The organism is Limnobacter litoralis, from assembly GCF_030160455.1.
GTDB classification, from domain to species: domain Bacteria; phylum Pseudomonadota; class Gammaproteobacteria; order Burkholderiales; family Burkholderiaceae_B; genus Limnobacter; species Limnobacter litoralis.
The window spans coordinates 1-23,438 of sequence record NZ_BSOJ01000006.1 but is presented as its reverse complement, the minus strand read 5'-3'; the positions used below and the strand labels follow the sequence as shown (position 1 = coordinate 23,438).

General features: G+C 52.5%; 22 protein-coding genes. 16 read left to right on the top strand and 6 right to left on the bottom strand.

Going from position 1 to position 23,438, the window contains the following annotated elements:
* Positions 1 to 61 precede the first annotated feature (61 nt).
* Positions 62 to 385 carry a hypothetical protein gene (locus QQJ87_RS01520; RefSeq protein ID WP_284279543.1) on the bottom strand — a complete coding sequence of 108 codons (324 nt, stop codon included), beginning with the start codon at positions 383 to 385 and terminating at the stop codon, positions 62 to 64.
* Positions 386 to 435: 50 nt separating this feature from the next.
* The gene (locus QQJ87_RS01515) at positions 436 to 861 is read right to left on the bottom strand and encodes a BLUF domain-containing protein (RefSeq protein ID WP_284279542.1); all 426 of its coding nucleotides are present in this window, start codon (positions 859 to 861) and stop codon (positions 436 to 438) included.
* 647 nt (positions 862 to 1,508) lie between these two features.
* Here QQJ87_RS01515 and QQJ87_RS01510 point away from each other — a divergent pair.
* Complete coding sequence (locus QQJ87_RS01510; RefSeq protein ID WP_284279541.1) at positions 1,509 to 3,806, top strand: PAS domain S-box protein; 2,298 nt, start codon at positions 1,509 to 1,511, stop codon at positions 3,804 to 3,806.
* Between the two features lie 71 nt (positions 3,807 to 3,877).
* Here the strand turns inward: QQJ87_RS01510 and QQJ87_RS01505 are convergent, their stop codons facing one another.
* Complete coding sequence (locus QQJ87_RS01505; RefSeq protein ID WP_284279540.1) at positions 3,878 to 5,221, bottom strand: alkaline phosphatase family protein; 1,344 nt, start codon at positions 5,219 to 5,221, stop codon at positions 3,878 to 3,880.
* Between the two features lie 224 nt (positions 5,222 to 5,445).
* Here QQJ87_RS01505 and QQJ87_RS01500 point away from each other — a divergent pair, with 224 nt between their 5' ends.
* The 3 genes from QQJ87_RS01500 to QQJ87_RS01490 all read left to right on the top strand — a co-directional run bounded on the left by QQJ87_RS01500 (position 5,446) and on the right by QQJ87_RS01490 (position 7,877).
* Complete coding sequence (locus tag QQJ87_RS01500; RefSeq protein ID WP_284279539.1) at positions 5,446 to 6,294, top strand: alpha/beta hydrolase; 849 nt, start codon at positions 5,446 to 5,448, stop codon at positions 6,292 to 6,294.
* A gap of 88 nt (positions 6,295 to 6,382) precedes the next feature.
* Positions 6,383 to 7,504, top strand: coding sequence for an RNA-guided endonuclease InsQ/TnpB family protein (locus QQJ87_RS01495; RefSeq protein WP_284279538.1), 1,122 nt, complete (start codon positions 6,383 to 6,385; stop codon positions 7,502 to 7,504).
* Positions 7,505 to 7,595: 91 nt separating this feature from the next.
* Positions 7,596 to 7,877 carry a helix-turn-helix domain-containing protein gene (locus tag QQJ87_RS01490; protein ID WP_284279536.1) on the top strand — a complete coding sequence of 94 codons (282 nt, stop codon included), beginning with the start codon at positions 7,596 to 7,598 and terminating at the stop codon, positions 7,875 to 7,877.
* Between the two features lie 11 nt (positions 7,878 to 7,888).
* Here QQJ87_RS01490 and QQJ87_RS01485 read toward each other — a convergent pair whose 3' ends face one another.
* Together QQJ87_RS01485 and QQJ87_RS01480 are read right to left on the bottom strand one after the other, a co-directional pair.
* On the bottom strand, positions 7,889 to 8,245 hold the full coding sequence (locus QQJ87_RS01485) for a HesB/IscA family protein (RefSeq protein WP_284279535.1): 357 nt from the start codon (positions 8,243 to 8,245) through the stop codon (positions 7,889 to 7,891).
* A gap of 5 nt (positions 8,246 to 8,250) precedes the next feature.
* The gene (locus QQJ87_RS01480; RefSeq protein ID WP_284279534.1) at positions 8,251 to 8,676 is read right to left on the bottom strand and encodes a DUF4864 domain-containing protein; all 426 of its coding nucleotides are present in this window, start codon (positions 8,674 to 8,676) and stop codon (positions 8,251 to 8,253) included.
* A gap of 145 nt (positions 8,677 to 8,821) precedes the next feature.
* Between QQJ87_RS01480 and QQJ87_RS01475 the strand changes: the two genes are divergently transcribed.
* Genes QQJ87_RS01475 through QQJ87_RS01445 form a run of 7 tightly spaced genes read left to right on the top strand, consistent with a single transcriptional unit; the run spans position 8,822 to position 16,741 of the window.
* Complete coding sequence (locus QQJ87_RS01475; protein WP_284279533.1) at positions 8,822 to 10,816, top strand: S8 family serine peptidase; 1,995 nt, start codon at positions 8,822 to 8,824, stop codon at positions 10,814 to 10,816.
* 28 nt (positions 10,817 to 10,844) lie between these two features.
* Positions 10,845 to 11,909 carry an AI-2E family transporter gene (locus QQJ87_RS01470; protein ID WP_284279532.1) on the top strand — a complete coding sequence of 355 codons (1,065 nt, stop codon included), beginning with the start codon at positions 10,845 to 10,847 and terminating at the stop codon, positions 11,907 to 11,909.
* Positions 11,906 to 13,111 (top strand): O-antigen ligase family protein, encoded by a 1,206-nt coding sequence (locus tag QQJ87_RS01465; protein ID WP_284279531.1) that lies wholly within the window; start codon positions 11,906 to 11,908, stop codon positions 13,109 to 13,111. Before QQJ87_RS01470 ends, QQJ87_RS01465 begins: the two co-directional genes overlap by 4 nt.
* A complete protein-coding gene (locus tag QQJ87_RS01460) occupies positions 13,098 to 14,348 on the top strand; it encodes a glycosyltransferase family 4 protein (RefSeq protein WP_284279530.1) in 1,251 nt (416 codons plus the stop codon). The genes QQJ87_RS01465 and QQJ87_RS01460 overlap by 14 nt, the downstream gene beginning before the upstream one ends.
* The gene (locus tag QQJ87_RS01455; RefSeq protein WP_284279529.1) at positions 14,345 to 14,965 is read left to right on the top strand and encodes a GNAT family N-acetyltransferase; all 621 of its coding nucleotides are present in this window, start codon (positions 14,345 to 14,347) and stop codon (positions 14,963 to 14,965) included. Before QQJ87_RS01460 ends, QQJ87_RS01455 begins: the two co-directional genes overlap by 4 nt.
* Positions 14,966 to 14,967: 2 nt before the next feature.
* Positions 14,968 to 16,155 carry a DegT/DnrJ/EryC1/StrS family aminotransferase gene (locus tag QQJ87_RS01450; protein WP_284279528.1) on the top strand — a complete coding sequence of 396 codons (1,188 nt, stop codon included), beginning with the start codon at positions 14,968 to 14,970 and terminating at the stop codon, positions 16,153 to 16,155.
* Positions 16,148 to 16,741, top strand: coding sequence for a sugar transferase (locus QQJ87_RS01445; RefSeq protein ID WP_284279527.1), 594 nt, complete (start codon positions 16,148 to 16,150; stop codon positions 16,739 to 16,741). The genes QQJ87_RS01450 and QQJ87_RS01445 overlap by 8 nt, the downstream gene beginning before the upstream one ends.
* Here the strand turns inward: QQJ87_RS01445 and QQJ87_RS01440 are convergent.
* Entirely contained in the window at positions 16,688 to 18,559 is a 1,872-nt protein-coding gene (locus QQJ87_RS01440) for a polysaccharide biosynthesis protein (protein ID WP_284279526.1), read from the bottom strand. The two genes, QQJ87_RS01445 and QQJ87_RS01440, sit on opposite strands and share 54 nt — an antisense overlap.
* 226 nt (positions 18,560 to 18,785) lie before the next feature.
* On the opposite strand from QQJ87_RS01440, the gene QQJ87_RS01435 reads away from it, so the two are divergent.
* The 5 genes from QQJ87_RS01435 to QQJ87_RS01415 all read left to right on the top strand — a co-directional run.
* A complete protein-coding gene (locus QQJ87_RS01435; protein ID WP_284279525.1) occupies positions 18,786 to 19,745 on the top strand; it encodes a hypothetical protein in 960 nt (319 codons plus the stop codon).
* Positions 19,742 to 20,566, top strand: coding sequence for a glycosyltransferase (locus tag QQJ87_RS01430; protein WP_284279523.1), 825 nt, complete (start codon positions 19,742 to 19,744; stop codon positions 20,564 to 20,566). The genes QQJ87_RS01435 and QQJ87_RS01430 overlap by 4 nt, the downstream gene beginning before the upstream one ends.
* Entirely contained in the window at positions 20,545 to 21,918 is a 1,374-nt protein-coding gene (locus tag QQJ87_RS01425) for an oligosaccharide flippase family protein (RefSeq protein WP_284279522.1), read from the top strand. Before QQJ87_RS01430 ends, QQJ87_RS01425 begins: the two co-directional genes overlap by 22 nt.
* A 60-nt stretch (positions 21,919 to 21,978) precedes the next feature.
* Positions 21,979 to 23,019 carry an FAD-binding oxidoreductase gene (locus QQJ87_RS01420; protein WP_284279520.1) on the top strand — a complete coding sequence of 347 codons (1,041 nt, stop codon included), beginning with the start codon at positions 21,979 to 21,981 and terminating at the stop codon, positions 23,017 to 23,019.
* Positions 23,020 to 23,021: 2 nt separating this feature from the next.
* The coding region (locus tag QQJ87_RS01415) for a sugar phosphate nucleotidyltransferase (RefSeq protein ID WP_284279519.1) at positions 23,022 to 23,438 on the top strand (417 nt) is incomplete at its 3' end.

Sequence of the window (23,438 nt, the reverse complement as noted above, 5' to 3'; positions counted from 1 at the left end):
AATCCGTTTGAATTGGCGTGTTGAAACAAGCCGCACCACGTGGGTGCGGATCAATGGCGTTTCAGGCCAGCAACGGAGGTCGCCACACATCGCGCAGCAAGGTATTGCGCGGGGCGCTTTCCACATGGGCCACCAGCAGATTGCGGGCGGCGCCAAGCGGCAGCAGGGTTTTGAATGGATTGACTGCCAAATTGGCACTGCTTTCGCAGTTTACGGGGTGTTTGCAACAGGTTTTGCAAGCGGTGCTTGCCTGTTTGGAGTCCATGTCGCAATGGGAAAAGCGGGTGTGTTCCTGCATCGGGCATGGCAACGCGGTACCGGTCGCGTAAACAAGCGACTGACACTGTATGGCCAAGCAAACCAGAACAAGAAGCAATCTTTTCATCGCCGAAGGGTAACCTAAATTCAGGATTAGCACAACATGCAGCCCACCAACTATTTTCGGGAGTAATCAAGCAATAACTGCATCGCCAAGCCGGGTTTGGTCTGGAAGAGGGCTGCATCGAACCCTTTTTGGGTTAGCCAAAAATAATCGCTTTCGGCAGAACGCCAGTTCACGGGTGGCTGGACGTGTCGAAAACCCATGGACCAGTTTGAAAAGTGTCGTTTATGCAGCGGGCCATCAAGTATGTGCTGAATATTACCGTGTCGAGGGTCCGTGGCTATGATTGCAAATCTCTCCAAGACCATATCCCGCGGCCCTTCCAGCACCTGAATAAAAGAGCCTTTGGCATATAAAAGCATGCCGGTCACATCCACTTTCTGGTTGTTGGTAGAAGACTGAATTGCAATTTCGGCGAGATCGAACTGATTCAGATCGGCGGCGGCAGTGCTCACGTAAATCAAATTATAAAGTGACATAAAGTTGACCGTAAACCATATCCAAAAGCGCAAACAGGCTGTTGTTCATCCCTTTGATTTGCTGACTCATTCGACTGGTATAAATTATCATGAAACGTAAACAAGTGTGAATTGTCACAAAGAGGGTTCAGGTGCAGCATAACAATTTTTTGAAGTTTTTGACGATCATGGCAGGGGTGTTTTTGCCTGCTGTGCTCGCTCTGTGGCTTGCTGTACCAAGCGCTGGTGTAGTGTACATCTGGCCACCTGCTGGATTTGCAGTGGCCATTGGCCTGAGCGTTTCTTTGGGTCGACCGGCCTGGGGGGCCCTGCTCGCTGGGGTTCTGCTGGCCCCCCTGATGGTAATGCCCTCGTTGCATGGGTTGTTTTTCGGAATGTTGCTGCTCACGTCGATGGTGGTCCTGGGTTTGCTGGGAAAGTGGCTCAGCCGGAGTTTTTTGAAGCGACTTAACAAAAGGACAGATCAGGATATCCTGGTCTGGTTGGTCAAAGTAGGTCTTTGTGCCAGCATCGTACCTGCTGCAATCTGTGCGGTTGGAGAAAGGCTGCTTTTAGGCAACACCGCACAACCTGTTTGGTTTCTTTTTACAAGCTGGTGGCTTGCAAATGCGCAGGGCGTTTTGCTTTTCTCTCCGATAGTACTTATCTTGAATCGAAGCGCCCATATCAAGCTTGCAGGTCGTCAGGACACCAACCGCGCGCTGGTCGTCCTCGGCGCTTTGGTTCTGTTGTTGGCGCTTGGTGCTTACTCCTTGGTCCGGCTGGAATCCTCGCGCATCCAGCGCAATCAGCTTTTAGCAATGGACCAACTGGCCAGCGAAAAATTTGAATCCATCCCTTCTTCGCTGAATGCCATAGATGCCATGCGATATTACATCTATGCAAGCAAAGATGTGTCAGAGATCGAGTTCAATCAGTTCGCCCGTTTTGTAGCCAATTACCAGGCAGTCATTTCGCTCGATTGGGCCCCACAGGTTACCCAAAGGAATTTGGCCGCATACACCCGAGACGTGCGAGCCCGATCATTCAAAAACTACTCGGTTTATACCTATCGGGACCAGGCGGTGCCTGCTGATCCCGACGAGGTAGCCTATCCTGTTTACTACAGTGTTTCAAACCACGCCGAAACGACTGGGCTTGGAATGGATCATTACTCTGATCCTGCTCGCCGTTCGATCATGAATAAAGCGGCCGCCGATGATCAAATACTCATTGCGCCAATTGACAAAGCCAGACGAACACAAAGACGCGCTTTGATAGCCGTGGCCCCGGTTTTCAAGTCGCCGGATTACGACAGCGCCGAGTGGCCATACGGTCAAACCAATTCCCGACTGCGGGGGTACGTGGTAGCCCTGCTGGATACCGATGTGTTGCTGGCGCCGATTGTCCAGGCCGCCAAAGCCCACAATTTTTCAGTAGCCATCACCAACCTGACGGTGCCAGATCGTCCGGTTCAACTGTTGGCGGCCGGTCAATTCCCAGCCGCCGGATCGGGGCTAGATAAAACCATTCAGTTTGGTGGGCAGACCTGGCAGCTTCAGTTGACATCGACTGCATCTGCACAACTGGTGCAATCGAGCGACATTCTTGTGCTGTATCGTTTTTTATCGATTCTCATCTCATTGGGTGTTGTGGTAACAGTGCTTGGCGGCCTGGGCCGAACCGTGTCGGTTTTAAGGACAGTCCAGGCCAGAACTATTGAACTCGAAGAACGATTGAGTCAACAGTTGCTGACCGAGGCTGCACTGAAACAGCAAGAAGAAAACCTCAGCGTCACGTTACAAATCCTCGGGGAAGCCGTAATCATCACAGACGAGATCGGCAATGTCGTCAAAATGAACCCCGTTGCAGAGTCACTGACGGGTTGGAGTCAATCCCAATCCATTGGTGAAAGATCAAGCGCGATTTTCTGTATTCAGGGCTACATGTCAAGGGACAGTTCTCGGGAGCCCCTTTTTCCGCTGACTGAAGCCCTAAGCCACAAGGAAATCGTGAAAGACGAGGCACCAGTGTGGATTGTTTCGCGCTCGGGTTCTCGACATCTGGTCAGTTACGTGGCAGCACCGCTTCTTGAAAAAAGCCGCTGGTTGAGAGGTGGCGTTCTGGTGTTTCGTGAGGTCTCGGATGTTGAAAGGCATCATGCAAAAGTTGCCGATGACGAACGCCTGTTCAGAAGCATTGTGGAGCGCACACCGAATGCGATTGCACTACTCAACGAAGACACCATTGAGTTTGTGAATCCGAGGGGCTTGCGTTTACTGGGCTTAAATCCCAACGGCGGTGAACAACGCGTCATCGGCACAAAAGTGCTTCAGTGGTTTGCCCCGGGGGACCATGACGCATTACTTGAATTCCGGGCCCAAAGTGACGAGTATTACCAGCAAAATGAATTGGTTCTGACACTTAAGCGATATGACGAAGAAGACCTCATGGTGCGAGTCAGTGTGGGTAACCTCAGCGTAGAGGGCCGCCACCAGTTCCTCGTCATCAAACCGATCACGCCTGATTCCGGCAGTCATTTCGACAGAAACGGGTTTTTTCACATATCTCCCGATTTGATTTGTATTGCAGACAATTCGGGTTTTCTCAGACAAGTCAATCCCGTTTTCGTGAGAACCCTTGGATGGTCCGAAAGGGAACTGATTTCACAGCCATTGCTTGGTTTTGTGCACCCAGATGACGTGGAGAAATCAAGGCAGGAGATCCGGAAGCTGGAAGATGGGGTAGGCGTCCAATGCTTCCGCAATCGATGTCAATGTAAAAATGGCAATTACCTGTGGCTGGAATGGAAGGCCAGGGTGGCTGAAAGGGGCAAAGTATTTGCAACCGCGCGAGATGTGACGGAGCAAGTTGAGACTTTGGAGAAATTGAAAACACAAAATGACCAGTTGGCACGTGAATTGCGTTTGAAAGAGTTTGCAATAAAAGCCAAAAACACTGGGTAGTAGGGGTAGCTCACAGAGATTCCCGGTAATCTCAACGTGTAGGTAGTTGCTGGAGTCGCGTGACAGACGCTTCACGGTTTTGACTCTGGAGGATTCAAATTGGTAAACACATCCACACCAAAAGTCACCAATCCAGGCTGAGCGGCAAAGCCCAGGTAATCCAGCCCGAAGCCGTTTTCAATGCTTTTCAACATGGCGTAGTGGTTGTAGGCCACATTGCTGACCGTGCCCGGTTTGATGAAGGGGCTCAGCATGACGGCACCCACCTGCCCGCCACCAAAGCCCACAATACCGGGCAGGGGGCTGTTCAGCGACACATTGGGTGTGCTTGCGCAACAGGCACCCGCCTTGTCCAGAATGGGAAGCTGATTCAGCGCACCCTGCAAATCCTGATTCTGCAGGTCGCTGGCAATGGTCGTGAATGTGCTGGCGCTGGGGGCTGTGGGTGTGCTTTGCAGTTCGGCCTCATCGAACGTCACAATCAACAGGCCATCTTGCATGTAAGCCGGTGAATTCAGGATCATCGGCACCACGCGCTTCAGAAAGTCATTGATCGACACCAGGCCGCCGGCGTCGCCATTGGCGCAGCCCGTGTCATGCCCGTCGTTGCACAGGTTGGGCACAATCATGTTGTAGTTGGCCGTGGTGCTGGCACTGGCCAGGTCGCCTTCCAGTTTGTCCAGCGCCACCACGCGCTGGTCGCAATTGGCCTGGTCATCAATAATGCTGTGAAAGTACACAAAGGGGTTGTGGCGTGTGGCGTACTGGTCGGTGGCCGTGGCGCTCTGGGTGTTGTCACGGCTGTTGATGGCTGGGTGCCCGCAGGTGGCAGCCTCACGGGTGGGGTCTTTGCCCATGTCTTCCATGTAGCCCTTCCAGTTCAAGCCTTTGTCTTGTAGCTGATTGGCCACGGTTTTCACGAAGCTGGGGTAGACACAGCCCTGGCCCAAGGCCTGGCCATTGGGGTCCACGGCGGTCGGGTTGCCAATAAAGTCTGAGTAAATCTGGCAATCGGCCTGGGTTTGGATATTTGGGCCTTGGCCACTGATCATCGCCAGGTAATTGGGGTTGCTGTTGTGGGCCACACCATAATAATTCGGCACAAATGCGCCCATGCTGACCAGGTCTTTGGCCAGGTAGGGGGCGGGGCTGTTCGCGCCAAAAGTCTGGCTGAAATTCTTGTTCTCCAACACGATCACAAACACATGGCCGATGTTTTTCATCGGCTCAGTGGTGTTTTGGGCCGCTTGCGACGGGGTAATGGCACTGCCATTGCCTGTTTGAGAGGCAGTCACCGTGCCACCTGCCGCATTGGCCGTGTCGTTGCTGCCCGAGTTACAGGCTGCAAGCGTTAAGGCCAGAACAACACCAAGGGTGGCGAATTTGAATGTACTAAAAGTGCGTGCGAGTGTCATGCAATGAACCTGTAAACGTCTGTGTGTCACCCAGTAATACTGTTTAGTACTCACTTTGGTTTTAGGTTCGCCCTGCTAAATGAACTGTCTAATATTTGTCACAATGTAAAAGTTTGTAAATACCTGATTTGAATAGGCTTGTTTGGTCTTTTTGGTGCATTGTTTCAGCAGTGCTACCGTAAAATGACACTCAGTATCAAGACCTGTCACCCGGCTGTCACATCATGCAAAAGTACATTTCGCCACAACGTCAAAAATGGATGCCCAAAGTGGCTTACTCCGCTTCCATGGGGTTTGCGGCGTACTGGGCGTATTTGTACCTCAGCCAGACCAAACACATCTTCAGCCCCAAGTGCTCTGAAACGGGTCAAACCCTTGCGTCAACTCCGCACCCGGAAATCACGCCCGTGCGCTTGCCGGTTGGCAAGGGCATCGAACTGGAAGGGTGGGTGCGCCTGCCAGCTGGCTTTCAAGGTGGAAACCAAGGTTGCGCCATTTATTTCGGTGGCCGCAGTGAAGACGTGCGTTGGCTGATCTCCGAGATGGACGGTTTCGGCGATTTGCCTTTGGTGTTTTTCAACTACCGGGGGTACGGCCAATCGGGCGGTCGCCCGGATGAAAAACGTCTTGTGGCCGATGCGCACGCCATTTACAACTGGGTCAGCAATCAGCCTTGGTGCAAAAAGGGTCAAATCTCGGTGATCGGGCGCAGCCTGGGCACCGGTGTGGCCGTTCAGCTGGCTGCCAGTCAGCCCGTTCACAAGCTGGTGTTGTTGACGCCTTACGACAGTTTGGTCAATCTGGCCAAGGCCCGGGTGCCTTTGGCCCCGGTCTCTCTGCTGCTGCGCAGCCAGTTCAAAAGTGCCGACAAAGTGGATCAAATTCACAGCCCCACTTTCGTGTTGCTGGCCGAGCAAGACGAGGTGGTGCCTCACGATTCAACGGCCCGTTTGCTCGCCAATTTTGTCGTCAAACCCCTTGTGGCCACCGTCAAAGGCAGCAATCACGTCAGTTTGCCCCACCATCGCAGTGCGCAAGCGCTGATTGAACACTTTTTATCCGATGCGCCGTAAAACCCCGTCCTTCAGGGTGGGGATATAAGGCGCAAGGTAATTGGGTATTTTTCTCCTTTGAATCCTGAATTCTTGTATGATGTACTGTATGGATAAACAGTATTTCACCAAAACGCTCAAGCTACGCATCAAAGACAAGCATGCGTCGTTTCTGCTTGCGCAAAGTAAAGAGGTGAACTTGTGCTGGAATTTCGTCAATGACCTGAGCCAACAGATCTTGCGACGCGAACACCGGTTCTGCTCCGCATACGATCTGGCTCAATACACCTGCGGTGCAACCAAAGAAGGACTGTCTCTGCACAGTCAAACGGTTCAGGCGATCAATGAAGAATATGTGCTTCGAAGAAAGCAATTTCGCAAGGCCAAGTTGCGATGGAGGAAATCAGGAGGGTCTCGCAGAAGCCTGGGGTGGATTCCCATTAAATCCAGCGCGATTAAGTACCACAACGGTCAAATCAAATACTGTGGCAGGTTCATCTCCCTTTGGGACTCCTATGGATTGGCCCGCTATGAACTGGGCACCGGTTCGTTTTCTGAGGATGCCCGTGGTCGGTGGTATTTCAATGTCACGGTGAAAGTAAAATCCAAAATCGAATCAGGCACAGAACTGATCGGTGTTGATCTGGGCTGCAAGGCGGCCGCAACCGCCAGCAATGGCAACAAAGTGATTGGCCGCCGGTACCAAGAACTGGAAAAGAAGCTCGGGGTTGCGCAGCGTGCCAGAAACAAAGCTCGCGTGAAATCCATTCACGCCAAAATAGCGAATCGCCGACAGGACGATCATCATAAGTTCAGTTCTGCTTTGGTCAAACAAAGTGGAGCAATCTTTGTTGGCAACGTATCTTCTCCAGCCATGCGCAAAACCAAACTGGCCAAGTCCAGTTCGGATGCAGGCTGGGGGTTGCTCAAAACCATGTTGGAATACAAGTGCCGTTGGGCAAACATAGTGTTTGAAGAAGTCAATGAAGCGTACACCACCCAGACCTGCTCGTGCTGTGGCTGCATAAGCCCCAGTAGTCCGAAGGGTAGAGCAGGTCTTGGAATAAGGCATTGGAATTGCATGGTCTGTGGTGCAGATCATGATCGTGACGTCAACGCAGCTATCAACATAGCCAAGCGTGGCGAAGCTCAATTCTTGGCCGGGGCAGGACATTGCCCTCTGGTAGCAGGAATCCCCGTCCTTACCGCAAAAGCGGCAGCCGCAGGCTGAGGGCGGGGAGGATGTCAAGCAGAACGAGTCCTATTGTTGCGTAATATTTGTGATGATGTAATGATGCGCAGTACAACGAGATGTACCTACAATGACGCTCAAAAAAATTGACCTTCGCGACCTGACCGGTCTGATCCGCCTACGGCGGCGTGAACTTGGCCTGACCCAAAAGCAACTGGGCGACAAGCTGGGCATCGACCAGCGCACCGTGTCCGCACTTGAAAAGAACCCTGGTTCAATCAGTGTCAGCCGCCTGTTCAATGTGCTGGCTGCGCTTGAAATTCAGCTGTACGCGAATTCCAGCAATGAGGCCGAGCAGTCGCCCGGCGCCATCAGCATCGAGCAGTTCTTCAAAAACGCCGGAATTCTGTAAGTCAGGCTGGTTTATTCAATCGAAAACGACGATCCGCAGCCGCAGGTGGAAGTGGCCTGGGGGTTGTTGAACACAAAGCGCGCACTCAGGGTGTGCTGTTCATAGTCCACCGTGGTGCCCTCCAGGTAAGGTGCGCTAAAGGGGTCAACATACAGCGTGATGTAAGGGTTCACCTCAATCACAATGTCGTCGTCGCTGACCTCACGCACCATCTCGATCCGGTATTCAAACCCCGAGCAACCGCCACCCTGCACATACAGGCGAATCATGGCGGGTTTGTGCATGTTGTCGCGCAAATCGAGAATGCGTTCTTGAGCGGCATCCGTCAGTGTGATCTGGCAAGTGGGTTGGTTCAGCGTGGTGTCCATGAATCTTAAATAAGTTCGCCCTGTACTTTTTCAATCTGGCAGCTTGAAATTTTCCACTGGCCTTTGTCATTGCGGGTCAGCACGTAGTATACATTCCACAGGGTCTGATCCTGATCGGTCATTTGAAGGGTGTGTCGCGCAACATCGCCCTGCAGGCTGAACGCCAAGAACTGCACCGACGCCGGGTGGTACACCACTGGGTAGTTGCGCTCTACCATGGTGACAAAGATGACGGCATTTTGAAACATGGCCTTGATGTCGTCAGAGGCATACGAATAAGCCTTTTCAGCGTCGTGCTGCGCAAAAGCGTCCAGCTGGGCCTGAATCACTGCCCGGGTGGCGGCCTGGTCTGCCTCATTACTGCTTTTGGCCTGCGCCAACCCAAACCACAAACACCACACCAGTAAAACCCATTTGAACGTGCGTGCCATTGCCGTGCCCCTATGCTGCAACACAGCACGAGTGTGCCATGCGCCACGGGGGCGGGCAAGGCCCATTTTCTGGCCGACCTTGAATCCACAGCGGGCCAATACGAGTAATACCTACAAACCATCCATCTGCCGATCGGGAGAATCCGTGCGACGTCTCGTCTTTGCCCTGTGTTTGTTTTTCTCAGTAGTGCAATCGTCATTCGCAGCGCCAGTGTCCACTCGGTGGATCATTCACATACCCGCAGCGGCCAATGTGCAACAGGTGCTGGGCGCCGCCACTCAGCGTTTGGGAGTGCCTGTCCGCGTTGTGCGGCCCTTGTTGCAACCCAACAGTTGGCTTGTCCAGCTGGACAGTTTGCCGGTGCTGTCTACGCTGGCAACCCAGCCTGCGGTGTCGGCCCTGCTAAACGCCATTCCAGGTGTGGGTTTTGCCAGCCCAGACATTGAATTCAAGCCCGTGGCCATTGCCCCACCCGATGACCCCTTGTACGGCAGCAATCAAGCCGATTACATGGGCAACGGCACCTATGCCGGCATGAACATGCCTGCCGTTTGGGAGCAGACCCGTGGCAGTGCCAGCAAGATCATCGCCGTGCTGGACACGGGCGTGCTGTTTGATCACCCCGAATTGCGCGGCCGCCTCTTGCGCGGTTACGACTTCGTCAGTCAGGTCACGCCTCCCACCGGCACCCCTGAAACCGCGCCTGTTGCGGCGTCTGGCTCGAACGACGGCAATGGCAGAGACCCCGATGCCTCCGACCCGGGCGATGCGCCACCTCCTGGCTTTGTGTGTTCAGATGGCAGCACCACCAGTTCATTTCACGGCACGGCGGTGGCCTCGGTTGCCGTGGCCCAAGCCAACAACAGCGCATTTCTGGCCGGGATGGACTGGAATGCCAAGGTACTGCCGGTGCGTATTTCGGGCCGTTGCGGCACCGCCACCACGTCCGACATTGTGGATGGCATGTATTGGGCCACGGGTTCGGGTCGGGTGGACCCAGCCATTGGCGTGAACCCCAACCCGGCCAATGTGATCAATCTGAGTTTTGCAACCAGCGCCACGCTGGGGTCCAATTGCACAGACGCGGGAACAGCTGCCGTGCGCCTTGCCATCAGTGACGCCCGCGCGCGCGGAGTGGCTGTGGTCATTGCCGCGGGCAACAACAACGGCGGGCCGGTGGAATTTCCAGCGTCTTGCCCGGGTGTGATTGCCGCTGGCGCCGTGCAAAGCAATGGTGCTTTGGCCAGCTACAGCGCGCAAGGCACAACAACCAACGCCTTGACGCTGATGGCCCCCGGTGACGCCAAGGGGCAGTTTGTGGCGGCCTACAACCCCGGCATTCTGGGCGGCGGCCACAACGGCGCACCAGACCCCACGAAAAACGGCGCAGCCTTGTTTGCCGGCACCAGTTTTGCAGCGCCCATGTTGTCTGCCGTGGTTACTTTGATTGAATCGGCCGCCCCAAGCCTGTCGGTCGATCAAATCATCAACGTGTTGAAAACATCCGCCTTGCCTTATCCCTCGGGGGCAAGCTGCTCGGCTGGCAACCTGTTTGGAGTTGGTGGTTGCTCCTGCGGCAGCAACAGCTGTGGCGCGGGCATCGTCAACCCCTTGCAGGCGCTTAACCAGGCCCGTGCATTGGCGGGGTTGCCTGTGGCGAATGTGCCGCAATCGCGCGTGGTGTCGGGCGACAGCACCACACTGGATGCCGGCATTTCAAGCTCCGCAAGCGGATCAAACACTGGCCTGACCTACCAATGGACCCAGGTCTACGGCAACCCGACCACGCTGGTTGGCACCGTGTCACCCATTCTTCAAGTCACGGCGGGATTGACCAACAACCTGGCCGAATACCAATTGCAAGTGACTGATTCCAATGGCAACCAGGTGGGCGAGTCTACCGTTCGGGTGCTGTCGGCAGGCGTTGATGAACGCAACTTCACCCCCTCTGGCCAGTCTGCCCCGGTGGTCACTCAACCGGCGCAAAGCAGCGGTTCCGCTACCACAGTGAGTACTGCGGATGGCGCGTCCTCCGGTGGTTCTGGCGGGGGTGGCGGCGGCGGTGGTTTGGCACCGCTGGGGCTAATGGGTTTGTTCGCGTTGTTGCGCTTCTATCGCAGGGGTGGCCGGGCACTTTAGGTGGCATTTCGGGATAGAATCCGAAGCTATGACCACACAAAACCGCCAGTCACCCTCGCCCATGCATTGGGAATACGCCTCCGTGGCAGCGTTGCTGCTGGTGTGGGCGTTCATGATGTCAGCCAAACTGGGTGCCGGGCTGATTGCGGGCTTGGCCGTGTATTCGCTAACGCGGTTTACGCTGCGCTGGATCACCGCCCTGTGCCTGGCCAAGGGGCGCCACCTGCGCAGCCCGACGGTTCAGCGAATGCTGGCCTGGATGCCCACCGTATTGACGTCCGTCATTGTGGCGGCCACTCTGGTTTTGATTGGTCTGGGTTTGACCTCAGGCGTCAAATTCACGATTCGCACCATTGTGTCGCAAGGCCCGCAGTTGATCGACGAGGCCATTGCCAACCTGAACTCGATTACGGGCAGCCTGCCCGACACCGTGCGGCAGCAAGTGCCGGGCAACCCCGCCGATTTTTTTCGCATGATCAAGGCCAGTTCGGGCGACTTTACGGGGTATTTGAAGAACTTTGGCGGGGCCAGCTTTTTTGTGGCGGTGCAACTGGTGTTCGCGCTTATTCTGGGCACCTCGGCCGCCTTGCTGAAGTCGCAAGGTGAGCGCAAGCCCCTTTCAGCCGCCTGGCTGGGCGCGCTTGAGCACTACGTGGAATGCTTCACCCTGCTGATGGGCGCGCAGGTCTACGTCAGTCTGTGGAACACCTTCTGCACCGCTGTGTTTTTGTTTGCCATCATGCCGGCGTTTAACATCGTGCTGCCTTTTCGCGAGCTGCTGTTGATGTTCACAGCGGTGGCCAGCCTGATTCCTGCGGCTGGCAACATCATGTCCAACACCCTGATTTTGATACTCAGCATCAAATTCGGCCCCATGGTGGCGGCCGGTTCGCTGGTGTATCTGTTTGTTATTCACAAGCTTGAGTACTTCGTGAACGGCTACATCATTGGCCGCAAGGTCAGCGCCAGCGTGCCTGAAATGCTGATCGCCATTATTTTGGGCGAAACCGCGTTTGGTCTGCCCGGGTTGATTACCGCACCGGTGACGTATGCGTTTCTGAAAATGCACTGGAAGAATTGGGGTTGGGTGTGAAGGCAGACCTGCTTAGGCGACCTGCATTCTGGCTGGCGCTGTCCGCCTTTTTTTTGCCGATCAAGCCCGCGCCGGTTAATTTGTTTTTGCTGGTGGCTGTGGTGTTGGTGTTGGGGCAGGAAGCTTACCGAAAAGCAATTGCCAGTTGCCTGTTTAGCCCTGTGGGGTATTCCATTCTGGCGCTGGTGGCCTGGTTGATGGCTTCCACACTGCTGCCTGACAGCAGTTGGCAATCGGCGAACCTTTATTTGGTCAAATACCTCAGACTGATGCTGATTCCAGTCTTGGCGACCGCCGTTCAACAAGATTCTGATCGCTGGAAAATTCTGGATGCATTTGCGCTCGGTGTTTTGGTCAGTGTGCTGGCCAGCTATGCTGTTGCAGTCGGGCTTTTGCCTTGGCCTGCAGACGCCACCTCTCCGGTGTATTTTAAGCTGCACATTACCCACAACTTCTTCATTGCATTGGCTGCACCTTATGTGGTTTGGCGCCTGTTCGAGCGTTGGTCATGTTGGTCCGCCCCAGTCCGGTTCTTGGCACTATCCGGTCTGACGATCTCTCTTTACAACTTTCTGTTCATGGTAGAGGGTCGCTCTGGTTGGCTCGCAATTGCATGCATCCCTGCAGTTGTTGCGCTTCGTAAGCTGGGTTTGAAAAAGGGCGGTGTCGTCGCTTTGGCACTGGCTTTGGGGGCTCTTGCAATTGTTGCGTTTTCGCCGTTTGTCCACGAACGGGTTGCCACGGCTTTGCATGAGGTTCAGCAATGGCATGATGGGCTCAGTGTCGCGCAAGACACCAGCATGGGTCGCCGTCTTATTTTTTGGTCCTATTCGATTCGTGCCATTGAGCACGCCCCCCTGTTTGGTCACGGTTTAGGGGGATTTGAATTGGCAATTACGCCGTACGCCATGGCTGATCATTTTTTCATATTCAACAACCCACACAATCAGTACTTGTTATTCACTGTGCAGGGTGGTTTGCTGGCACTTTTTCTCTATTTCACAGTGCTCTGGGCTTTGCTTTGCCGATCAGAGGGCCCAGCACCGCTGGTACTCACCTGTCTGGTGGCCAGCTATGCCTTGTTGAATCTTTTGAATTCTTTTCACTTCGATTTTGCCGAGGGCTTGTTGTTCATCATTGCCACAGCAGCGCTGGCCTTCCGTGCAAACGCAAGCTCTGAAAAAGCGCATGAACGGCCCTGACCTGCTCATCCTGACTCAATGGTTTCCACCTGAGCATGCACCTATCGGGCACATGCTGAGTGAGCTGGCGCAATACATGCAGAATCAGGGGCGACAGGTGGAAGTGGTCACCGGGTTTCCAAATCACCCTGGTGGAGTGGTCATACCACCTTACAAGAAGCGCTGGCTGCTTCGAGAAACCCTCTTCGGCATTCCCGTCACACGGCTTTGGCTGTTCACTTCACCGAAGCGAAGTTTTCTGACGCGTGCTCTTAATTTTCTGAGTTTTGTAGCAAGAACAACGATTTACCTCTTGTTTTGCAAGCGGCCCACTGTCGTCTTTGCAGTACTTCAGCCGCTTCCCTTGGGTTTCACACTGGTTTTGCTGTCGAAAATACGTGGCTTCAAGGTGATCTTCAATGTTCAGGACCTTCACCCCGATGTCATGATCGAACTGGGATTGATCAAGAACACTGTGGTCAAACGCATGTTGCTGGGTATTGAGCGCTTCGCTTACCGGAATTCAGACGCGCTCTCCGTGATTTGTAAGGGATTCGATGCCCATGTCCGTAGCCGAGGCGCGCGGGGCAGCGTAGCCATCATTCCGAACTGGATTGATGTCGATGAAATCAAACCTGCCAAACCAGCAGGCACTTTGTTGGCTACGGCGCATATTCCTGCAGACGCAAAAGTCGTGTTGTATGCAGGTACTTTGGGCCATGTGTCGGGCGCTGTGGTAACCCTGCGTGCTGCGCGGCTTGCCCGCCAGCGGTCAGACGTTTTCTGGTTAATTGTGGGTGAAGGGCCGGTTTTGCCGCAGCTGCTGGAACAAGCCAAGGCCGAGGGATTGAATCAAGTTCGATTTTTGCCTTTTCAGCCCAGGGCTATGCTTGCAGAGCTGCAAAACTCAGCCACTGTGTCTATGGTGACTTTGCTGCCGGGCAAAGGACTCTTTTCAGTGCCTAGCAAAGTGCTTGGTTACATGGCGGCAGGCAAACCCGTGGTTGCCAGTGTTGATGCCGACAGCGAAACAGCGCGTCTGGTTCGTGTCTCAAATTGTGGGAAGGTGGTTTCAGCGGGTGACGAACTGCAGTTGTGGCAAGCTTTGGAGTCTTACCTCGACAACCCTTCTGAGGCCAGTGTTGCCGGTCAGCAGGGGCGTCTCTATCTGGAAGGCCATTTCAGCCGACAAGTGGTTTGCAAGCAATACAGTCAATTTTTCAATCAATTTCTTGACTCATCAGAGATTGCGCCATGACTTCCGGATTTTTTATTCGTGCAGCCCAGCCGATGGATATTCCCGCCGTGGTGTCTGTTCATCAAAGTGCATTCAAAGGTTTTTTTCTGACTCGCATGGGGCCTGCGTTTTTGCGAGTGCTTTATCGGGGGTTTCTGAATGATCCCACGGGTGTCTTTCTGGTGGCTTGTCGAGTTGCCAGTCCAGATGAGGCGGTGGGGTTTGTAGCCGGTACGACTGCGCCTGCCACTTTTTTTCGAGATCAATTGCGCAAGCATTGGATACGTTATTTGGCGGCGGCATTTTTTCCTTTGTTGATGAGTCCTTCGCTCGTCATTCAAAAGCTTTGGTCTGCATTGTTTTACCGGGGTGAAACACTGCCCGAACTTCCCAACGCTGCGTTGTTAAGCAGCTTGGGTGTTTTACCCCAACTTCAAGGGGCTGGGCTCGGTAATCAGCTGGTCAAATCTTTTCTAAACGTTTGCAAAGAGAAGGGCCTTCCAGCGGTCTATCTCACCACCGATCAATCAGACAATGACAAGGCCAATGCCTTTTATCAGCGTTGCGGCTTTCGACTGGCTGGGGCTTGCAAACGACCACCGCAACGTATACTCAACCGATATTTGATAGAGCTTTAATCATGAGTGAACTGCCATTTTTACCCTTTGCCCTGCCTGAAATCGGTGAGGAAGAAGTTCAGGAAGTCGCGCAGTGCCTTCGATCTGGCTGGCTCACGACCGGTCCAAAGACACGGCAGTTCGAAACTGATTTTGAGGCCATGCTTGCCAATCAACTGAATACTGACCAGGAACCAGTCAGCGCAATCGCTGTGAATTCAGCCACTGCAGGTCTTCACCTTGCGCTTGAGGCTTTGGGTATTGGGCCTGGGGACGAGGTGATCGTACCGACGCACACGTTTACCGCAACCGCTGAAGTCGTTCGTTACATGGGGGCCGACCCCGTGTTTGTCGACGTGCTGCCCGATAGTTTGAACCTGAACCCTGTTTTGGTGGAAAAGGCCATCACGCCCAAAACGCGGATGATCATGCCAGTGCACTTTGCGGGTCTGGCTGCGCCCATGCATGAAATCATGCAAATCGCGAAAACGCATGGCTTAAAGGTGGTTGAAGACGCCGCACATGCACTTCCCACCAGCCTTCATGATGGCCAGTGGATCGGTAATCTGGGCACAGACGCCACGGTGTTCAGCTTCTATGCCAACAAAACCATGACCACAGGTGAGGGGGGGATGCTGGTCTCGCGTAATCCGGACCTGATCAAGCGTGTTAAAACCATGCGCCTGCACGGCATTAATCGAGATGTTTTTGACCGGTTTACATCCAAAGCGCCAAGCTGGTATTACGAGGTGGTGGCACCTGGCTTTAAGTACAACCTGACCGACATTGCCTCAGCCATCGGCATTCATCAGCTTCAAAAAGCCGCCGGATTTCAAAAGCGCCGTCAGGCGATTGCGCAGTACTACCACCGTGAGTTGGCCAATTTGCCGGTTGTTTTGCCTCAGGTTGCCGATGCAGATGCACTTCATTCCTGGCATTTGTATGTGCTCCGCCTGGCGGACAATTGCCCGATTGACCGCGACACCTTTGTGGATCAGCTCTACGCACAGGGCATTGGCTGCAGTGTGCATTACATTCCATTGCACCTCCAACCCTATTGGCGCGACACCTACAATTTGCGCGCTGAACACTTTCCCGTTAGCCAGCATGCCTACGAGCGCATGGTGTCTATCCCGCTCTACTCAAAAATGACTGACATCGATGCAGAGCGGGTAGTGAACGCGATTAAAAAGGCCCTGTCAGGTGCTTAAGCGTGCTTTTGATGTCATTGCCAGTGCAAGCGGGTTGCTGTTGCTGTCTCCGCTTCTGGTGCTTATTGCGCTTTGGGTCAAGTTCGATTCGCCAGGGCCCGTTTTTTTCCGCCAAGAAAGGGTGGGGCGCAATGGCAAACACTTCAGGATTCACAAGTTCAGAACCATGACGCAACTGCAGGCCACCTCCAGTCTGCAGATTACTGTCGGCGGAGACGCCCGAATTACCAGATCCGGTCATTTTCTGCGGCATTACAAGCTGGATGAGTTGCCGCAGCTGATCGATGTGTTGCGTGGTGCCATGAGCATCGTAGGCCCCCGGCCCGAGGTGCCTCGTTATGTCGCTATGTATCCTGCGGATGTTCGGTCGATTGTGCTGTCCGTAAGGCCCGGAATAACCGATTTGGCCTCGATTGAATATCGAAGTGAAAGTGAATTGCTGGCTCAAAGCGACAACCCTGAACACACCTATATTCACGAAGTGATGCCAGCAAAGCTTGCGTACTGTGTCCAGTATGTTCAACGTCAAAGCCTATGGCTTGATCTTCAAATCGTGTTCAGGACTTTTCTGGCCATTGTCCGTTAGCACATCAAACGACTCCTGCTCTGGTTGATAACCGTCAACCAGCTTGAGTAATAAAGTCTTCAGGGCAGGAATATCTCTTTCGCTCATGATTTGCTTGAAGCGCGCGGTTTCCAACTCCACGCTTTCATCATCCAGCCAGCTTTCGTTGGCTTTCATGATTCTGGGGTGCTCCGTGGGTTTCGGGTTGTTTCCAATCAACAGCTCTTCATACAGCTTTTCGCCCGGCCTCAGCCCAGTTATCTTGATCTCGATGTCGCCATTGGGCGTTTGTTCGTCTTTGACCGAGTAGCCGGCCAGTTTGATCATGCGTTTGGCCAAATCAATGATACGAATCGGCTCACCCATGTCCAACACGAAAACTTCCCCACCCTCCGCCATGGCGCCCGCCTGAATTACCAGTTGCGCTGCCTCGGGAATGGTCATGAAATACCGAGTGACTTCTGCGTGAGTAATGGTGACGGGCCCCCGTTTGGCAATCTGGTCTCTGAACAGGGGCACCACCGACCCGCTAGACCCCAGTACATTGCCAAAACGCACCATGCTGAATCGCGTGGTCATGCCCGGCTTGTGGGCCAAGGCCTGCAAAGCCAGTTCGGCCAAGCGTTTACTGGCCCCCATAATATTCGTTGGGCGCACGGCCTTGTCGGTGCTGATCAGCACAAAGTCGGATACGCCAACTTCGGCTGCCACCTTCGCACAGCAACGTGTTCCCACAAAGTTGTTCCTCACCCCTTCAAACGGGTTCAGTTCAACCAACGGAACGTGTTTGTAAGCCGCCGCGTGATAAATCGTTTCAGGCTGGGTGTGGCTGAATACCTCGCGAAGGCGATTCTCATCGCGTACATCGCCCAACACCGGGGTAAGCACCACACCCGGATAGAATGAGGCTACCATCTGGCTCAATTCATGATGAATGGCGTACAAAGCGTATTCATTGTTCTCAAGCAAAATCAGTTTGATGGGGCGTGCTGCCAGCACTTGCCGACACAATTCCGATCCGATGCTGCCCCCTGCACCCGTCACCAGCACCACCTTGTTGTGGTTGCGCTTGTTCAGAAGTTCGACGTTGGGCGGCACGTGCTCCCGGCCCAACAGGTCGTCAATGTCCAACTCTTTGATGGAGGCATGCTGCCCGCCAAGGGTAAGGCTTGCCGTTTGAATGTGCACCGGCAAACCCTCGCATTGCGAGATGATGTCCTTCCGGGTTTGTTCTTGCCCGGTTTCAAGTGCCAGAACCAGATCGGACACTTCGTAGTTCTGAATGATCGATTTCAATTGATTTACGCCGAATACGCGGTGCCCCATCATGTTCCGACCCAACAAGGTTTGATCGTCACTGACAAAACCGAGCTGAACGTATTCAGGTGAATTTTGCAAGGCGCTGGACAATTGCACTGCAGATTGCCCCGACCCCGCGATCAGCAATCTGCGTCGCAGTATGCGCAAACGAGGATCGATGGCACCCGAGAGCAGCCAGAAACGGGCGAACAGTCTTGAACTGATGATGAACGCGCACAGAATGAGCGGTTGGGTCAGACCCAAAGACCGGGGTAGAGGATTGATGTGAAACACGACCAGAAGCACCGTGTATACTACGGCGTAAACCGCAGTGCCCTTAACGATTTGCTTGATGGCAGCAAGATCGGTGTACCGAAATATTGCCCGGTACAAGCCGTAATGGATGAATATTGGCAATGCCAACAGTGGACCAAACCAGTACGGAATCCATTCGTTGCCTGATGGGCTGTGGAAGCCGTCGATGCGGATGCTGAAGGCGAGCCATGTAGCAACCAGGCTCATTGTGATATCGATAGACATCACGATGCCTTGTTTCAGCATTCTTGGGAGGCTTATTACCTGTTGAGAGTTCACTGCGGCTTCGTCCGCCTTCGATAGATTGAATCTTGAGTGAATGTTAATGCAGCCAACCAGCGAAAAATGCGGATGACTTCAGCAAATGAGGAATTCTTGGCCATCCTGTCCCCAGGCTGACGCCTCAAGGCGTTGATAGCAGATCATTATCGAATATTCTCGAGATATTTAATTGACAACAGAAAACCCGATTTTAATGCTGGTCTTCAACAGGCCTCATCTGACTCAAAAGGTGTTTGAACAGGTTCGAAAGGCTCAACCTTCAAGGCTTTATGTGTCTGCTGATGGCCCAAGGTCAGGCAATTCCACTGATGTCGCCTTGACACAGCAAACCCGCGCTATTTTTAATCAAATTGACTGGCCCTGTGAACTGCATACCCGCTTCCTAGACAATAATCTGGGCTGCCGTCTCGGCGTTTCATCTGGCATTACCTGGTTTTTCGAGCAAGAGGAGCGGGGCATCGTGCTGGAAGACGATGTTTTGCCGATACCAGCATTTTTTGATTTTTGTGACCTGATGCTTGATCGTTATGAACAAGACGAAAAGGTGATGTCGATTTCAGGATGTAACTTGGTTCGACCTTGGTATCAAATGAATGGTGAATACGCCTTTTCTCGTTACATGTGTGTTTGGGGTTGGGCGTCCTGGAGAAGAGCTTGGCACGCTTACGACGAGAAGATCGCAAATTGGCCTGTTCAAAGGGTAAATCCAAAATCTGAGTTTATGAATTTGAAGGGGCTTGGAAGGTTATTTTGGAGACTCGTATACGATCTGGTCTACACCGGCAAGATTGGAACATGGGATCATCAGTGGGTCTATGCGCATTGGATCAACGATGCGCTAACGGTTATTCCCCGCGAAAGTTTGGTCGTAAATTTGGGGTTTGGAAAAGACGCCACACACACATCCAGCCGACCACCAGAATATGTGACCAGAATGCGGGCGCTCCCGTTTACCTGCACGGAGTCTATCAGTCGATTACCGGTAGTTGAAGACACCATTCTGTCTAAGTCCATTGCAGAGAAGGCAATCCGTGTTAACTGGTTGACGTATTCAAAATTGCTGATTCGACGGTTTGATATTCTGTTCAGGGCAGCCAAGAAACTGCAAGTTATGGTTAATGGCAGATGATGATTCAACCAAAAATTTCGATTGTTATGCCGGCCTGGAATGCCGAGCGCTATCTTACTGATGCCCTGGAAAGTGTATTCAATCAAACCTACCCCAATTTCGAGCTTTTGGTATGCGACGGAGGGTCGACAGATTCGACCCTGGAGATATTTAAAGGTGTATCTGACGTCCGCCTGAAGATTGTCTCGCAGTCCGATAAAGGTTTACCCGATGCTCTTAACAAAGGTTTTTCATTTGCGTCTGGTGACATCTACTGTTGGCTGAACTCCGATGATGTGTATCTCAGTGCTGATGCTATTAAATCGGCGGTTCATGAGTTTGTCTCTGAAGGCTCCACGGATTTCCTGCTCGGTCTATGTGCCACCCTCACAGAAGAGGGTTCAGTTTCCAGATATTTGCTGCCTTGGGTGACTCGTTCTCCGTTTGCGTATCAAGGGTATTCAAATGTTTTTACTGGGGCCCTATTTTTTAGAGCGACCACTTGGCGTCAGTTCGGTGGCTTTGATCCTCAATTCGGCCTTGCATTTGAGTACCAATTACTTCGGTTTCTCTTCTCATCTGGAGCAATTGGCCGTGTCTCCTCTTCTGTCGCATATGCAGGATTTCGTCAACGTCCAGATTCCTTGAGTGGTGCAAACGCCGATAAAATGCGAGCGCAGCTTGCCGCAATATTGGGAGGGAAATTTAACCCCTCTATGAATATGAGTGAAAAGATCGCAAGAGTGATTGGCCATATGAGAGACGGTCAACTACAGCAGTTTCTGACACTCAGTAAAATGAACAAGGCACTACCCAGACCATGGCGATCAGTATTCTATTAAGGCTTAAGCTGTATCTCAGGCTTAAGCCATTCGACATATCGACGCCTGTTGGCCTCGATATGGAAAGAAATCGCATTGCTCTCGTCACGATGATAGCTAGCGCCATGAACAAGGCGATGGCCATGCTAACCGTATTGGCGGGTATATCCTGGACTCTTCCCTACCTTGGTTCCGAGCGGTTTGGCGGATGGATGACACTTCTCAGCATGGCTGCATTGTTGTCGGTCCTTGACTTGGGTGCAGGCAATGCCTTGGTGAATCATCTGGCAAAGCATAGACATGAAGGCAAGCAATCTACAGCCAGTGCTCTAAGCGGCGGGCTCGGGGTCGTGGCTTTGTTGGCGATCGTAATGTGGATCCTATTGAATTTGATACATCCGATTTTGCCTTGGGCTTCAATTTTAAAAGTCAAAGATCCTGAAAATTTGATCGAATTGACTTCGGCTTTTCGTATTTTTTATACCCTGTTTGCACTGCAATTGTTTGCAAATGCGGTGGGCAAAGCTGCTACGGGTATGCAACAGGCACACCAATTCGGTTTTTTGAGTTTGGTAATTTCAGTGTTTGGACTGGCTTTGCTCTACATGGCCTCCATCAATCATCTTGGCATCGCCTGGTTATTGTCCATCACCTTAGGTGCTCCTGTTTCCTCGGGATTTGTCTATTTTTTGTTGTTATGGAAGAGGGGTCTTTTTCAGTTCAAGGGCCTACCAAAGCAGGTCATTCTCCATTGGCGCGATGTGCTGTCAGTAGGCGGTTTGTTTTTTATTCTTCAAATTGCGGTCATTGTAGGCTGGGGGGCCGATTCCCTTGTTATTGCGTCTACTCTGGGGGTCGGAAGTGTCACCATGTATGCGGTGGCGCAGCGCATGTACCAACTCGCTACACAACCTTTCTCTATCGTTAATTCTTCGTTGTGGGCTGCTTATGCCGATGCACACGTTAAAAACAACCGGGTGTATGTTCGACAGTTATTTTCAAGAAGCTTTATGACTTCGCTGATTTTGGGTGGCCTGATTGTTGGCGTCATATACGTAGCAAGCCCCGTCATTTTGAAATTTATCAGTAAATCCCATTTGTCTCCTGATCCACTGTTCTTCGCTATTTTTGCGGTTTGGGCATTGATTGAAATTGTCGGTAACAGCCTGGGTACGATGCTTAATGGCATCGGGGTCGTTCGTTATCAGGTCATTGTTTCTGGCTTATTCGCTGTCTGTGTGATGCCGTTCAAATTCGTACTGATCAATCGCTATGGATTGAACGGCTTGATGTTAGCAAACGTGGTCTGCTACCTGTTTCTAATTGCAGTGCCCTACGCTATGTTGTTCAAGCTAAGGAAAATTTCTCTCTAGTGGGGCTGGTCTAAAGGCTCACTCGCAAAAAACTGCCATGCAAGCATCCGGTATACTGCAGTGGAAATTGAATCGACTATGACAATGCACGTTATCTGCTTAAAAAACCAAACCAAATTCGAGGCTTCTAGTGAAGCCACAATTCTGGATGCCGCACTGGCTAAGGAAGTTGTACTTAACCACAGCTGTAAAACGGGCCGCTGCGGTGTGTGCAAAGTTCTCGTTTTGCAAGGGGAAACTCGAGTCAGTCAGCCCGAAGTGGCGCTTAGTGATGCAGAGTTGGAAGACGGCTATATCCTGACCTGCTGCAGATTGGCAAGCAGCAATCTGACTCTAAATGTAGAAGATCTGCCGCAGTTAAACGGGATTAGATCAGCCACGCACCCCGCAAAAATAGACTCGATTGAACCTCTCTCACCAGAGGTCATGCAAGTGGCTTTGCGTTTCCCGCCCGCTTTAAAAATTAAATACTTGGCGGGGCAGTACGTCAACATCATTATTCCTGGCGGAGAAAGGCGTTCTTATTCAATTGCCAACGCACCGCGTGATGACGGTAAGATGTTTTTTCAAATCAAAAAAGTGTCTGACGGTGTACTGAGTCAGTATTGGTTCGAAAAAGCCAAAATGGGTGATTTGCTGCGTGTTGAGGCGCCTTTGGGCACTTTTTTTCTTCGCGACACGAACATAAAACATCTTGTATTTTTAGCAACAGGTACCGGAATAGCCCCGGTGCAGGCACTGCTTCAGGGCTTGTTCAAGTCTTGCGAGCCGCAATCTCAGAAACCCCACGTGCACGTTTATTGGGGTAACAGGTCGTTCCAAGATATTTATTCTCTGCAGCTAGACAATCAGATTGAGGGTGTGTCCTGGAACAATGTTTTATCAAAGCCAGACAAGAACTGGCATGGTCTCACTGGCTATGTGCAAGACGCTTTTTTTTCAACTCAAATTCCGTTGGACGAAGTGGCCATTTACGCCTGCGGTTCAATGAACATGATCAACACAGTCGCTAGCCTGCTTGCTGAAAAATCGTTTGACATGGGGCGTTTTTACTCCGATGCGTTTGTCAGCTCAAATGAATCTAAAAAAACCGGGAAATAAGGATGAAAGCTATTATTTTGGCGGGTGGATTGGGTACACGCCTAAGCGAAGAAACTTCGGTACGCCCCAAGCCGATGGTTGAAATTGGCGGCAAGCCCATCTTGTGGCACATCTTGAAGATGTACTCACACCATGGCATTAATGATTTCATCATTTGCTGTGGCTACAAGGGTTATGTCATCAAAGAATACTTTGCCAACTATTTTCTGCACATGTCAGACGTTACCTTCGACATGCGAAGTAACACCATGGAAGTGCACCACAAGCGGGCTGAGCCTTGGACCGTCACCTTGGTCGACACGGGCGACAACTCGATGACCGGCGGGCGCCTAAGGCGCGTGGCCAAGTATGTGGAAAACGAATCCGCGTTTTGCTTCACCTACGGAGATGGGGTGGGCGACATCAATATTACCGAGACA

Excerpts from the sequence above, each read along its gene's own strand:
- QQJ87_RS01500 (WP_284279539.1), top strand. The coding sequence starts at position 5,446 with ATGCAAAAGTACATTTCGCCACAACGTCAAAAATGGATGCCCAAAGTG.
- QQJ87_RS01460 (WP_284279530.1), top strand. The coding sequence starts at position 13,098 with ATGAACGGCCCTGACCTGCTCATCCTGACTCAATGGTTTCCACCTGAG.
- QQJ87_RS01450 (WP_284279528.1), top strand. The coding sequence starts at position 14,968 with ATGAGTGAACTGCCATTTTTACCCTTTGCCCTGCCTGAAATCGGTGAG.
- QQJ87_RS01440 (WP_284279526.1), bottom strand. The coding sequence starts at position 18,559 with ATGTCTATCGATATCACAATGAGCCTGGTTGCTACATGGCTCGCCTTC.
- QQJ87_RS01490 (WP_284279536.1), top strand. The coding sequence starts at position 7,596 with ATGACGCTCAAAAAAATTGACCTTCGCGACCTGACCGGTCTGATCCGC.
- QQJ87_RS01515 (WP_284279542.1), bottom strand. The coding sequence starts at position 861 with ATGTCACTTTATAATTTGATTTACGTGAGCACTGCCGCCGCCGATCTG.
- QQJ87_RS01480 (WP_284279534.1), bottom strand. The coding sequence starts at position 8,676 with ATGGCACGCACGTTCAAATGGGTTTTACTGGTGTGGTGTTTGTGGTTT.
- QQJ87_RS01470 (WP_284279532.1), top strand. The coding sequence starts at position 10,845 with ATGACCACACAAAACCGCCAGTCACCCTCGCCCATGCATTGGGAATAC.
- QQJ87_RS01430 (WP_284279523.1), top strand. The coding sequence starts at position 19,742 with ATGATGATTCAACCAAAAATTTCGATTGTTATGCCGGCCTGGAATGCC.
- QQJ87_RS01505 (WP_284279540.1), bottom strand. The coding sequence starts at position 5,221 with ATGACACTCGCACGCACTTTTAGTACATTCAAATTCGCCACCCTTGGT.
- QQJ87_RS01455 (WP_284279529.1), top strand. The coding sequence starts at position 14,345 with ATGACTTCCGGATTTTTTATTCGTGCAGCCCAGCCGATGGATATTCCC.
- QQJ87_RS01495 (WP_284279538.1), top strand. The coding sequence starts at position 6,383 with ATGGATAAACAGTATTTCACCAAAACGCTCAAGCTACGCATCAAAGAC.
- QQJ87_RS01485 (WP_284279535.1), bottom strand. The coding sequence starts at position 8,245 with ATGGACACCACGCTGAACCAACCCACTTGCCAGATCACACTGACGGAT.
- QQJ87_RS01520 (WP_284279543.1), bottom strand. The coding sequence starts at position 385 with ATGAAAAGATTGCTTCTTGTTCTGGTTTGCTTGGCCATACAGTGTCAG.
- QQJ87_RS01425 (WP_284279522.1), top strand. The coding sequence starts at position 20,545 with ATGGCGATCAGTATTCTATTAAGGCTTAAGCTGTATCTCAGGCTTAAG.